At 41.2% G+C, this 13554-nt stretch carries 9 protein-coding genes; all 9 read left to right on the top strand.

From position 1 onward, the window contains the following. The first annotated feature begins 323 nt into the window (after positions 1–323). The 9 genes from glgX (at position 324) to G603_RS0112740 (ending at position 13540) form a co-directional block, all read left to right on the top strand. Positions 324–2432: a glycogen debranching protein GlgX gene (glgX, locus tag G603_RS20315; protein WP_035793163.1), complete on the top strand. Its 2109-nt coding sequence runs from the start codon at positions 324–326 to the stop codon at positions 2430–2432. Further along, on the top strand, positions 2422–3165 hold the full coding sequence (locus G603_RS0112775) for a hypothetical protein (protein WP_026524253.1): 744 nt from the start codon (positions 2422–2424) through the stop codon (positions 3163–3165). Before glgX ends, G603_RS0112775 begins: the two co-directional genes overlap by 11 nt. A 1-nt stretch (position 3166) precedes the next feature. Further along, complete coding sequence (locus tag G603_RS0112770; protein WP_026670473.1) at positions 3167–3844, top strand: response regulator transcription factor; 678 nt, start codon at positions 3167–3169, stop codon at positions 3842–3844. A 55-nt stretch (positions 3845–3899) separates the two neighbouring features. Continuing rightward, positions 3900–6968 carry a response regulator gene (locus G603_RS21605; protein ID WP_051207840.1) on the top strand — a complete coding sequence of 1023 codons (3069 nt, stop codon included), beginning with the start codon at positions 3900–3902 and terminating at the stop codon, positions 6966–6968. Positions 6969–6992: 24 nt separating this feature from the next. Further along, positions 6993–7757, top strand: coding sequence for a response regulator (locus tag G603_RS0112760; RefSeq protein ID WP_026670472.1), 765 nt, complete (start codon positions 6993–6995; stop codon positions 7755–7757). Positions 7758–7853: 96 nt separating this feature from the next. Next, the gene (locus G603_RS0112755; protein WP_026670471.1) at positions 7854–9368 is read left to right on the top strand and encodes a sensor histidine kinase; all 1515 of its coding nucleotides are present in this window, start codon (positions 7854–7856) and stop codon (positions 9366–9368) included. A 30-nt stretch (positions 9369–9398) separates the two neighbouring features. Then, positions 9399–10505, top strand: a complete 1107-nt coding sequence (locus G603_RS0112750; protein WP_026670470.1) for a hypothetical protein — start codon at positions 9399–9401, stop codon at positions 10503–10505. Between the two features lie 148 nt (positions 10506–10653). Beyond that, positions 10654–11178 (top strand): adenine phosphoribosyltransferase, encoded by a 525-nt coding sequence (locus G603_RS0112745; RefSeq protein WP_026524258.1) that lies wholly within the window; start codon positions 10654–10656, stop codon positions 11176–11178. Between the two features lie 82 nt (positions 11179–11260). After that, complete coding sequence (locus G603_RS0112740; protein WP_026670469.1) at positions 11261–13540, top strand: RelA/SpoT family protein; 2280 nt, start codon at positions 11261–11263, stop codon at positions 13538–13540. Positions 13541–13554 lie beyond the last annotated feature (14 nt).

Here is a 13554-nt window from a genome sequence, read left to right as displayed (position 1 = left end):
TTTCAGTACCTCCATATCAATATTGTAATTAAATATTATCATCAAAATTTTGGAGATTCCATATTAATAAAATAAAAAATCATAAATTTAATATAAAATGCCATTTTTATTTCAAAATGTTATTACAATGCGGAAAATTTGTTTATCGCAATAAAATAACCATTTTACCGTTCATTGTAGTATAATAACTATATATATGTTTTTTGCTGGGTAGGAGTAACTGACTTAAACATAAGAAAACGCTATTATAATACGGAGCACTTATGGCTGAGTTTAATAAGAAAACAAAAATAAATGCAGTACCGGGATTATGGCATGCTGACATGCGAAGATCTGAAGAGAACAGACAGCTCCTTGCTGTTGATATTATAAATGGTTTTCGTGTGCGCCCCGGTTTATATGGTATGAATGGTGCTACAGTTCTTCCTGATGGCGTCAATTTCACTGTTTATTCTAATGGAGCTACCAAGGTTACTTTGCTTTTATTTCATAGGGGTGAAGACAGACCTTATGCTTCTATAACTTTCCCTGAGGAATATAGAATAGGAAAAGTTAGATCAATGATCGTATTCGGTCTTGAGATTGAGAATCTTGAGTATGGATATCGTGTTGATGGTCCCTGGGATGAGAGAAAGGGCCTCCTTTTTGACTACAACCATGTCCTTTTGGATCCTTATGCAAAAGCGGTAGTGGGACAAAGGATTTGGGGGCAGGCTACCAAATTCGAAGGGGCATATCATGCCCGTGTCGTAAAAAATGATTTCGACTGGGGAGAGGCTTCATGGCTTAAGACGCCCATGAGTGATTCCATCATATATGAGATGCATGTTCGTGGCTTTACCAAGGATGAATCTTCAGGAGTAAGGTGTCGAGGCACCTTTGCGGGTGTAATGGAGAAGGTTGATTATCTCAAGAGACTTGGGGTAACAGCTGTAGAGCTTATGCCTATTTTTGAATTTGATGAGACCAGGGATATGAGAACTGTAAATGGCAGAACAGTCCTCGATTACTGGGGGTACAATACCGTAAGCTTTTTTGCGCCAAACACGAGCTATGCTTATAACACTGAATATAATAAAGAAGGATTCGAGCTTAAGGAGATGATAAAGCTTCTTAAGGAGAATGGAATAGAAGTTATTCTGGACGTTGTATTTAACCATACTGCTGAAGGTAATGAGAATGGGCCTTTCATTTCCTTTAAGGGCTTTGATAATAATATCTATTATATGCTTACTCCCGATGGTGATTACTATAACTTCAGCGGATGCGGCAACACACTTAACTGTAATCATCCCATAGTTCAGCAGATGATAGTGGATTGTCTTCACTACTGGGTAGAAGAATATAAAATTGATGGTTTCAGATTCGATCTTGCAAGTATTCTGGGACGTGATTTAAACGGTGCACCTATGGAGCAGCCACCGCTTCTTCACAGGCTTGCTTTTGACCCGCTCCTTGGCGATGTAAAGCTTATTGCGGAAGCCTGGGATGCTGGCGGAATGTATCAGGTAGGTTCATTCCCTTCCTGGGGCAGATGGGCAGAATGGAACGGCAAATACAGAGACAGTATCAGATCCTTCCTTAAGGGTGATTACTGGGCAGCTCCTGATGCGGTAAGACGTATTACAGGTTCCATGGATATGTATGGCAATAACTATGCCGGCTATGATTCATCAATCAACTTCATTACCTGTCACGACGGCTTTAGCCTCTATGATATGTTTGCATACAATGAAAAACACAATGAAGCCAATGGATGGAACAACACAGACGGTGCCAATGATAACAGAAGCTGGAACTGCGGAGCAGAGGGTGAGACTGATAATGTGGAAGTTAATAACCTCAGATTTAAGATGATGAGAAATGCCATTTCTGTTCTTATGTGCAGCCGCGGTACGCCCATGATCCTTCAGGGCGATGAGTTTGCCAATACCCAGTTTGGTAATAACAATGCCTATTGTCAGGATAATGAGATATCCTGGCTTAATTGGGAACTTCATACCAAAAACAAGGGATTCTTTGATTTTTACAGAGATATGATTCAGTTCAGGAGAAAGCATCCTGCAATCAGAAAAGATCTTAAGCCGGCAGTCAGTGGACTTCCGCATATCTCTGTTTTCACGGACAATCCTTTTAATACCGACATAAATGACAATACAAAGATTATCACAGTCATGTATGCGGGATTTGTAAGGAAAAAGGGTCATGATGATATCGTAATCATGTCGGTAAATTCCTTTTGGGAGGATATTCAGATCACACTTCCTACACCTCCGGAAGGCGCTTACTGGACACTTGTGGTTGATACAGCTGCAGAAGATGGACATTATTTCTATAACAGGCCTAAGCCCTTATCAGTTCCTAACTGGAGAATGAAGGCCAGAAGCGTCAGCGTATTTATCGCGGCTTATGGAGTAGAGTATGGCAGATGATGCTTTAGTAAAACTGGAAAATATAGAAAATCAGGGTGAACCTGTGGCGGATAACGCTGAGAGTCCTTCTGAGGCAACGAACGGTTCTGCAGAAACTGCGAAGGAATCAGAAGAGAATAAGCCTGCTAACAACAGACCAACCGACGAAGAACTGACCGTGGAGGGCTATATCTTTTTATCAGTCCAGGACGCTGAAAAGGCAAAGCTGGATAAAAAGAAGATAGGCATACTTAAACAGAAGGTGACCTCTGCAAAGGTTTCTGATATGGAGGCTGTCTATGAGAAGGCTATTTCCAACAAGATTTTCGCAACGCCAGTTGGCTGGGAGTACCTTGCAAAGCTTCGCGAAAAGTTAATTGCGGCAGGAGTTTCAGATGATGATCTTACGCCTATTCCCATAGAAGTTAAGATTACCAATGTGCAGCTTCCTGATGAATATCATCCGGAGCGATATTTTACTCCGCCCAAAAAGAAGCCACCAATGGACAAAAAGTTTGCCATGGCTCTTTTGATTGCTATGAATATAGTTCTTGTGGCGCTGGTTGTGACCATGTTTGTGATTGCAGCCATGTCAGAGACTGATAATATAATCAATTATAAGCAGAATGTTACCAACAGATTTGCTGAATGGGAGGAGTCTTTAAAGGAAAGAGAGAAGGCAGTCAGAATTAAAGAGAGGGATCTGAATATACAGGACGATACAGAATATGGATCCGAAATAGATGGAGAATAAAATGGATAAATTAAAGATATTGGTTGTAGATGATGAAGCCAGAATGAGAAAGCTTGTTAAGGACTTTCTTGTTAAAAGCAATTTCGATGTAATTGAGGCAGAGGATGGCCAGAAGGCTCTTGATATTTTCTTTGAAGACCAGAATGGCATAGCTCTTATAATCCTCGATGTCATGATGCCCAAAATGGATGGATGGCAGGTTTGTCGTGAGGTAAGGGCATATTCCAAGGTCCCGATCATCATGCTTACTGCAAGGACTGAAGAGAGGGATGAACTTCAAGGCTTTGAACTTGGCGTAGATGAATATATCGCAAAGCCTTTCAGTCCCAAGATTCTGGTTGCCAGAGTTGATGCAATCCTCAGAAGAACCACTCAGGTCACCAGTGAGGATATTGTCGAGGCAGGCGGAATTGTTATAAATAAGGCAGCACACAGCGTTCAGATCGATGGAAAAGAGATAGAACTCAGCTTCAAGGAATTCGAGCTTCTAACTTATTTTATCGAGAATAAAGGTATCGCATTATCAAGAGAAAAAATACTTAATAACGTATGGAATTATGATTACTTTGGGGATGCAAGAACTATTGATACCCATGTGAAAAAGCTTCGCGGAAAAATGGGAGAAAAGGGCGATCTCATAAAGACTATCTGGGGTATGGGGTATAAATTCGAAGTGTGATAGAAGTAAATAACTATGTTTTATTATTGAAGGTACTGCTTCCCGGTGAGGTATTATGGAGAAAAATACGAAGAAACTGCGAGTTATTTGCAATGTCTTATCAGTTTTAGTATGGGCAGGACTGACAACTCTGTGTGTTCAGGCCTCTGTTAATTCTGAATCCTTCATGTTTTCAAGGGACGGGAATATTTATCTGACATTTTCTCTTTTTCCGTACGTTATGGTAGGGGCATTGTACGGATATTTTATTGGTATGATTTCCTTTGTCATGTCATTTGTCACGACTCTTGTGTTGTCACCAACCGGAGCCTACAATATGGCAATTTATCTGGTGGCGACCTTATGCTTTGCGCTTTTTGCCCAGTACGGTTTCTTTGCTAAAGTAAAAAAGACCATTGTGGCGGCATTATGCACTTTGTGCGCCACTTCACTTGCTGAGTTTGCGTGTCTTTCTGTAATAAAGACTAACGAGTATAATTTTGAAAACATCGGTAATATAATTGATTATTTCACACGAGATATGGTGACAATTCTGTTTGTCGCTGTCTTTTGTTATTTTCTTTTTGGAAAACTCCCTGATATATTTAAGATCATATTTCCTATAGGCGTTTCTTATACCACGGCCTTTAAGGAAAATAAGGAACTTCAGAAAAATCTTAGGAAAACCAGACTGAGTGTAAAGATATCCACTATTGTGATAGCGGTAGAGCTTGTTCTTGGTCTGGCGGTTGCTGTTTATATGATGGTTTTGTTCCCGGATCTTAAAGATATGTTCGTTGGAGGAATGAAGAGGAATGAAGCAATTGAGCAGTCACTTCTGGACGATGAAGCTTCAGAAGAAACCGGTACCGGCACAGATATAAATGATGTCGAAACAGGTGATGATGCTGAATCAAATGATAATGAAGGAAAAGGCACATTAGTCTATCAGAGAGAAAAGCTCCTGTCTGAAATTCAGAATATGGACTATACCTTTGATTATGTGGCTCTTGGTTTTGATATAAAGATGATTCTTCTTATGCTCTGCGTCGGGGTACCTATGGCGGCCTTTGCCAATTTTTTCACTAAGGTAACTATTGGTGGACCTATTGGAAACATGTCGGATTTTTTGCTTGAATATGCCAATGCGGATGATGACATGAAGCTGGAAGTAGGACATAAGGTTGACAAGATAATCGTAGGTTCAAGGGATGAGATAAAGATTCTGCATGAATCCATGAAGACTACCGTGCACTCTGTTGAAGATTATATCGGCAGAATCAAGGAGGAGCAGGAGCTTGAGAAGGAACTTGAAGTTGCTCAAAAGGCCAGTGAAGCAAAATCTTCTTTCCTATCAAACATGTCACATGAGATAAGAACTCCTATAAATGCAGTTCTTGGAATGAATGAGATGATTCTTAGAGAAGCCTCGGATGATCAGATCTTAGAATATGCAAGCAATGTGAAAAGTGCAGGCAATTCGCTTCTGGGTATAGTCAATGACATCCTTGATTTTTCCAAAATAGAAGCTGGAAAAATGGATATACTTCCTGTGCAGTATCATCTGGGATCAACCATAAATGACCTGATAAATATGGTGGATGTAAAGGCTAAGGATAAGGGCCTTAAGCTTGAGCTGAATATTGATGAGACGCTCCCTACGCAGCTAATTGGTGATGAGATACGAATTAAGCAGTGCGTTACTAACATCCTTTCAAATGCTGTTAAGTACACGGAAGAAGGAACCGTGACGTTGGAAGTTGGCTATAGAAAAGTAGATGATATCAATATTATGCTGGGCTTTAGAGTAAAGGACACCGGCATCGGCATTAAGGAAGAAGATATAAACAAGCTTTATTCACCTTTTGAGAGGATAGAGGAGACCAGAAACAGATCCATAGAGGGCACAGGACTTGGTATGAGTATTGTCAAAAAGCTCCTTGCACTTATGGATTCAAGGCTTGAGGTAAAGAGCGTATATGGAGAAGGTTCTGATTTTTCATTCGAGGTAAAACAGGAGGTTGTATCCTGGGAAGAAATTGGCGATTTTAAAAAGAAGTATAAAGAGTATCTTCAGAGCCTTGAAAAGTATCATGAAAAATTCAAAGCGCCTGATGGAATAATTCTCGTTGTAGATGATACGCCAATGAACCTTACTGTAGTTAAGGGGCTGCTAAAAACTACGGAGATTCAGGTGGATACAGCTGAAAGCGGACCTGAGACTTTGGAAAAAGTAAAAGCTAAAAAGTATGATGCTATTTTCATCGACCACAGAATGCCCGGCATGGATGGAATAGAAACTCTTGCCGCAATGAAGGAGCTGGACCAAAATCAAAACCTTGGTGTTCCGTGTATAGCACTAACAGCCAATGCGGGAGAAGGCGCAAAGGAAGAATATCTGAAGGCAGGATTTGATGATTATTTATCAAAACCTGTGGATGGTCTTGTTCTGGAGGAAATGCTTGAGCGATATCTTCCTGATGGAAAAGTCCTGCATCCCGGGGATGTGGGATACGGCGAAAACTCAGATAAAGAGGCAGGCAAGGCAGATAATAAGAAAGAGGAAGATCAGCGCGAAAACCTGTACAAAAAACTTGAAGGTGTGGATTATGAGCAGGCCCTTAAAAACTGTGGAAGCCTTGATATTCTCAATGATGTGATTCATGAGTTTTATCTGGCAATCGATTCAAAATCATCGGATATTGAAGCGTTTGCCGCCTCAAAGGATTATAGAAACTTCACTGTGGCGGTTCATGCGCTTAAAAGCTCTGCAAGACTAATCGGAGCTATGGATTTATCTGAAAAAGCGGCATATCTTGAGAAGTGCGGCAATGATGAAAATCAGTCAGAGATAGAGAATAAGAGCGGAGAATTACTGGTTCTATACAGGAGCTATAAGGATAAACTTGCGCCTGCAGTACAGACTGAGGATAAGAAAAATCTGCCTGAGATTCCGGAAGAAGAACTGGGAAATGCCTTTTCTGATATGAAAGAGCTTTTGGAAGCTTATGATTTTGATACAGCAGATGGCATAATGAAGATGCTTGAAGGCTACAGTATACCTGCTTCTTTGCAGGATAAATACAATAAAGTGAAGCAGCTGATGGCTGCTGTAGACAGGGATGCACTATTGGAGATTCTCTGAGTTTACTAAATATGAGGGCAGAATATGGAAAAAAGAGTATTACTTATTGGTAGTGAAAAAAGCTTCATGGTTACTTCCATAGCAAATGAGCTAAAGGAGGGCGGATTTGAAGTAATAAGAACTATTCCCGATGTCACGCAGATAGAACGAATGGAAGATAAGCCTTCGGTGTATCTCATTTATATTGAAAATGTGGATGATATGCTTGAATTTTTCGTATATCTGAAGGATAAGACTGTAGAGGATGATATTTCAGTAAGCGTCATTGGCTCATCCGATGAGATAGAAAAAATATTGGCGAAGGTTTCAAGAGATCGTCTTGCTGCGGTTTTTGAGAGACCTGTTAATGTCAAAGAGCTTGGAAGACAGATGATTGCTGTTGTTGAGCAGGAAGAAGTAAGACTTCAGAAAAAGAAGATTCTTGTAGTTGATGATGATGGCACTATGCTTAGGACTATTAAAAGCTGGCTCTCTGAGAAATATCAGGTTTTCATGGTGAATTCCGGAATGAATGCCATTACTTTTCTTGCTAAAAACAAGGTCGATCTGATACTTCTTGATTATGAGATGCCTGTTACTACAGGACCGCAGGTTCTTGAAATGCTAAGAAGCGAATCGGAGACAAGCAGTATTCCTGTAATGTTTTTGACAGTCAAAGGAGATAAGGAAAGCGTTATGAATGTGCTTGCCTTAAAGCCTGAGAAGTATCTTCTGAAAACCATGCCTCCTGCTGAACTTATTGCAAATATAGATGAATTCTTTGAAAAACAGAAGTATAAAAAGTATTGATAAATAGTGAATTTATTGTGAAAAAACTGAAAAAGAGCTTATGTAAGTGGTAAGATTATACTAACAGTAAGTATAAGGAAGCTATGAAATTCAGTTATGAGTAAAAACGCAAGTGAGAAAAAAGTACGCAGGTCGCTGCGCCTTGAGTTTAGCATATTATTTATCCTTGTTATGGCAGGGATGATCTTTATGTGTCTTGTGATAAATAAGGCATTTTTGGAGAGGGTATATTTAAGCCATCAGCTTAGGGTTGTAAAACAGGCCTACAGTAACATTGATGATGCCTCGGATGATGGGAGCTTTACAACAGAAGAATACGATATTGAGCTTCAGCAGATCTGTGACAGATACGGAATAGAGCTCATTATTCTGGATGCGGATTCACAGATGATTAAATCATCATCAAGCGATGCGGATTATATGGCTTCTGTTCTTTGGGAGAATCTCATTGGTGATACCATGAGAAGAAAGGTGCCATCACAAAGGGATATTTTGGAGAAAACCGATACCTATACGGTTCAGATTGAGATGGATAGCAGAACTAATTCCGAGTATCTTGAAATCTGGGGAGTCATAGATTCCGGATATATCGTAATGGTTAGATGTGCTTTGGCCGGAATCAGAGAGAGTATCGGAATTTTCAACAGATTCATGACCTTTGTGGGAATCTCTGCAATTATCATAGGTTCTGTGCTGCTCATCTATCTGACTAATAAAATTACAAGGCCCATACTGCAGCTTAGTGATATTTCCAGCGAAATGAAGGATCTTAATTTTGAGGCAAAATATCACTCCAAGGAAAAGAATAAAAACGAGCTTGATATTCTTGGTGATAATATTAATGAGCTTTCTGAGACCCTTGAAACTACCATAAAAGAGCTTAAGACTGCCAATAATGAGCTTAAGCAGGATATTGCCCGCAAGGAAGAAATAGATGAGATGCGTAGAGAGTTTTTATCAAATGTATCTCACGAGCTTAAGACTCCTATTGCCCTTATCCAGGGGTATGCGGAAGGCCTTGATGAAGGCGTTATAGATGATCCCGAGAGCATGAAGTTTTACTGCGATGTTATCAAGGATGAGGCGTCCAAGATGGATACCCTGGTTAAGAAGCTCCTTACCCTCAATCAGCTTGAATTTGGTAACGATGTGGTCAAGATGGAGCGCTTTGATATTGTCCAGACCCTAAAGAATTACGTGAAATCTGCCGAAATATTAACGAAGCAGAAAAATGCCACTGTCAGGATGGCGGATTATACGCCTTTGTATGTATGGGCGGATGTGTTTAAGACTGAAGAAGTGATTATGAACTACTACAGTAATGCCCTTAATCATCTTGACGGAGAGAACATAATTGAGATAAAGCTGGAGCAGAAGGAAGGGAAGGTCAGAGTATCTGTATTTAATACTGGAGAGCCTATTCCTGAAGACAGCATAGATCATATTTGGGAGAAGTTTTATAAGGTTGATAAGGCGAGAACCCGCGAATATGGCGGAAGCGGTGTAGGACTTTCAATTGTCAAAGCTATAATGGAATCCATGCACCAGGAGTATGGTGTAAGGAATTACGATAACGGAGTGGAATTTTGGTTTGAACTTGAAACCGTTTAACTCATTTAGAACTATAACAGGGGGCAGTTTATGAGTAAAAAAGGTTTTATGAAAATAATAGCTGCGGGGTGCATAGCTTCACTGCTTCTTACAGGCTGCGGTTCTACTTTTCCCGAGATGACAGAGGAAGAGTATAACCAGACGGTACAGTATGCTGTTGGTCTTTTGATGAAGTACTCCAATAATGGTGTTGAGAGATTATCATCCATCAGCGCTTTGGAGATGCAGCACCAGATAGAAAAAGAGGAGCGTGAGGCTGCTAAGGCAGAAAGAGATGCTCAGCTTGCAGAGACCATAGGAGATGGGACTGTAGAAGATGCAGGCGAAGGTGCAGAGGAACTCTCTGAAGATGAAGAGTTGGTTGCCCAGGCTGACGATATCACGGAGCCTGAAACAGAAGATGGAGATGTGAAGGTTGATATATCATCTGAGGATGGCAGCGAAGATGATAATGTTGATGAGCTTTTGAATCAATATGAGGATCAGTTAAAAGAAGGCGTTGAAGGTGCTGAGAATTCAGACGAAGCGGATAGCTCCGATGCTTCCGATGAAGCAGATTCAAGTGAAGAGGCTGATGCATCAGATAGTGCATCCACGGAAGAAAGTGTCCCTGATGCTTCTTTAGAGGATTTGGAATCTCTTGCGGATCAGCCCACTGAAGAAACACTTCCTACAGACGATTCCTCTGAGGGAGAATCTCTTACTACTGAGACCGATGAAACTGTTGATGGAATGAGGCAGGAGATATCCAAGGGTATTTTCCTTACATATTCAGGCTACAGTGTCGTAGGTTCTTACGCAGATGAGAATGATGTTTTCTCAATTACAGCCACAAAGGGAAATAAGCTTCTTGTCTTGAATTTTAAGCTTATAAATACCAGCGGAATGGATGTCACTGTGGATATGGTCAAGGCTAATCCTCATTTTCAGGTAATTCTCAACGGAACAAACGTGGGATATACCAATGTGACAATGCTTGATAATGACCTTAGCAGCTTTGCCGGAACCATTCCTGCAGGAGCAAAACAGAACATGGTTCTCATTAAACAGATGAATCAGGACAAGGTAAAAACTGTGGATACACTGGGGCTTATCGGTACTCTCGGTGGAGACACCATCACATTTAACCTTGAATAAAGCCTGTATTTTTGAATGAGTTTCAAAAAGCGCCATTTTTGTGGCGCTTTTTTGGTTAATTGCGTAAAATTGTGTTATAATTATAAGGTTAATTGAAACACTACTATAAACTATATCTATGAGTGTTTTTTAGAAGAGGTAATAAATAATGAAAACTTTAGACGATTATGTAAGAACTATACCTGATTTCCCGGAACCGGGCATCATGTTCCGTGACATCACAACAGTGGTACAGGATCCTGACGGACTTCAGCTTGCTATAGATGAGATGCAGAATCTTGTAAAGGACGTTGATTTTGACGTTGTTGTAGGTGCAGAGTCCAGAGGATTTATTTTTGGTACAGCACTTGCTTACAACCTTAAGAAGGGCTTTGTAATGATCCGCAAAAAGGGTAAGCTTCCCTGCGAGACCATTTCTGAGGATTATGAGCTCGAGTATGGCACAGCTACACTTGAGATGCACAAGGATTCCATTAAGCCCGGTCAGAAGGTAATCATCGTTGATGACCTTATTGCAACAGGTGGTACTATTAAGGCTATGATCAAGATGATCGAGAGACTTGGCGGCGAGGTTGCAGGTGTTCTTGTGCTCATGGAGCTTAAGGGACTTAACGGCAGAGCAGCTCTTGGCGATTACAAGCTTTATTCAGCACTTGCTTACGAAGGCAAATAATTTTTAATATTATATTATCAGTGCTGCGTAGTCAGACATCAGCAGCGCAGCAGAAATTTAACTATTAGGATGGTAAGGAAAGATGGGACAGACTGATTTCGATGATGGAAAAATAGAAGCGATAGATGAGTTCCAATCACCGGAAGCCCTTTATGAAGGGCTTATTAGTCGCGTCCGCAGATACCACCCATCCGATGATATCACGCTTATTGAGAAGGCTTATCAGGCAGCGTACGAAGCTCACAAGGAGCAGAGACGCAAGTCAGGTGAGCCTTATATTATTCACCCGCTTTGCGTTTCCATTATTCTTGCTGATCTCGAGCTTGATAAGGAAACAATTGCTGCAGGCCTCCTTCATGATGTGGTGGAGGATACCATCTATACCAAGGAGCAGGTGGAGGAGCAGTTTGGCGCCGATGTTGCACTTCTTGTTGATGGAGTTACCAAGCTGCAGTTCCTTGAGCTGTCAGGAGATTATGTAAATAAGACTCCGGATCAGATGGAGATGCAGGCACAGAATCTCAGGAAGATGTTCCTTGCAATGGCAAAGGATATCAGGGTTATTCTGATTAAGCTTGCCGACAGACTCCACAATATGCGTACGCTTAAGCACATGCCTCCTGAGAAGCAGCAGAGAATTGCGCAGGAGACTCTTGATATTTATTCGCCCATCGCAGGACGACTTGGTATCAGCAAGATTAAGATCGAGCTGGATGACCTTTCTCTTAAATATCTTGAACCGGATATTTACTACGATCTGGTTAAAAGAGTTGCTCAGCGAAAGATTGAGCGCGAGAGATACGTTGAAGAGATCTGTAAGGAAGTCAGAGATCACATAGATGCTGCGGGTATTAAGGGTGATGTAAACGGCCGAGTTAAGCATTTTTTCAGTATTTACAAGAAGATGCATAATCAGGGTAAGAACCTGGAGCAGATATATGATCTTTTTGCTGTCAGAATAATAGTAGCTTCCGTAAAGGACTGCTATGCAGCTTTGGGTGTTATCCATGAGATGTATAAGCCTATTCCCGGAAGGTTTAAGGATTATATAGCAATGCCCAAGCCCAATATGTATCAGTCTCTTCATACGACACTTATTGGTTCATCCGGGCAGCCTTTTGAGATTCAGATCAGAACCTATGATATGCACCGTGCTGCTGAATACGGTATCGCAGCTCATTGGAAGTATAAGGAAGCATCCGATGGTAAGCATGCAGAAGGACAGGAAGAAGAGAAGCTCACATGGCTCAGACAGATTCTTGAATGGCAACAGGATATGTCAGACAACCAGGAATTCATGAATCTTCTTAAGAGCGATCTTAACCTGTTTTCAGAGGATGTATATTGCTTTACTCCTAACGGTGAAGTTAAGAATCTTCCTGCGGGATCGACTCCAATTGATTTTGCCTATTCAATTCACAGCGCTGTCGGTAACAAGATGATCGGCGCTAAGGTAAACGGCAAGCTTGTGCCTATCGATTACAGAATTCAGAACGGTGACAGAATTGAGATTCTTACCAGCCAGAATTCCAAAGGACCAAGCCGCGACTGGCTCAGTATTGTTGGCAGTACGTCTACCAAGAATAAGATCAATCAGTGGTTTAGAAATGAGTTCAAGGAAGAGAACATCAACAAAGGTAAGGAACTTCTTCTTGAACACTGCAGAGCAAAGGGTATCGATCTTTACAGCATAATGAAGAACGAGTACCAGGAGCTTATAGTCAGGAAATACGGCTTCCACAGCTGGGATGCTGTTCTTGCTGCTGTAGGTCACGGCGGATTAAAAGAAGGACAGGTTGTCAATAAACTCTTGGAGCTCTATGAGAAGGACAACAAGAAGAACATGACCGATGAGGAGGTTCTTGCTGCTGTCGCAGAGAGCAGTGTAACTCCCAGGGTTTCAAGCAGTGGAAATGCCATTATCGTTAAAGGCATCCATGACGTTGCGGTTCGTTTTTCAAAGTGCTGCAATCCTGTTCCCGGCGATCCGATTGTTGGATTTGTTACGAGAGGACGCGGCGTATCAATTCACAGAAGAGACTGCGTGAATGTTGCAGCCATGCAGAAGGAAGACCGCACAAGACTAATTGAAGCCAGATGGGAAGCACGTGCTCCGGGAGAAAAATATGTTGCAACTATCAACATATTTGCCAATAACAGATCAGGTCTTCTGGCTGATGTTTCAAGGGCTCTTACTGAGAAGAATGTGGATATTATTTCTATGAATACCCGCACCAGTAAGCAGGGACTTGCAACCATGGAAACAGCATTCCAGGTAGCAAGCAGAGAAGAGCTTCTTGAGATTGTTGATAAGATCAGAAATATCGAAAGTGTTATCGACATAGAGAGAACTACCGGTTGATGCTTTTGATATTG

The sequence above is a fragment of the Butyrivibrio sp. AE3006 genome (assembly GCF_000424165.1).
Classification (GTDB): domain Bacteria; phylum Bacillota; class Clostridia; order Lachnospirales; family Lachnospiraceae; genus Butyrivibrio.
Note: the sequence above shows the minus strand (reverse complement) of the source record. Positions and strands in the feature narration are given on the sequence as shown.

What these genes read in the sequence shown, in the direction of transcription:
- G603_RS0112745 (WP_026524258.1), top strand. Translation starts at nt 10,654, where the DNA reads ATGAAAACTTTAGACGATTATGTAAGAACTATACCTGATTTCCCGGAA.
- G603_RS0112775 (WP_026524253.1), top strand. Translation starts at nt 2,422, where the DNA reads ATGGCAGATGATGCTTTAGTAAAACTGGAAAATATAGAAAATCAGGGT.
- glgX (WP_035793163.1), top strand. Translation starts at nt 324, where the DNA reads ATGCGAAGATCTGAAGAGAACAGACAGCTCCTTGCTGTTGATATTATA.
- G603_RS21605 (WP_051207840.1), top strand. Translation starts at nt 3,900, where the DNA reads ATGGAGAAAAATACGAAGAAACTGCGAGTTATTTGCAATGTCTTATCA.
- G603_RS0112750 (WP_026670470.1), top strand. Translation starts at nt 9,399, where the DNA reads ATGAGTAAAAAAGGTTTTATGAAAATAATAGCTGCGGGGTGCATAGCT.
- G603_RS0112760 (WP_026670472.1), top strand. Translation starts at nt 6,993, where the DNA reads ATGGAAAAAAGAGTATTACTTATTGGTAGTGAAAAAAGCTTCATGGTT.
- G603_RS0112740 (WP_026670469.1), top strand. Translation starts at nt 11,261, where the DNA reads ATGGGACAGACTGATTTCGATGATGGAAAAATAGAAGCGATAGATGAG.
- G603_RS0112755 (WP_026670471.1), top strand. Translation starts at nt 7,854, where the DNA reads ATGAGTAAAAACGCAAGTGAGAAAAAAGTACGCAGGTCGCTGCGCCTT.
- G603_RS0112770 (WP_026670473.1), top strand. Translation starts at nt 3,167, where the DNA reads ATGGATAAATTAAAGATATTGGTTGTAGATGATGAAGCCAGAATGAGA.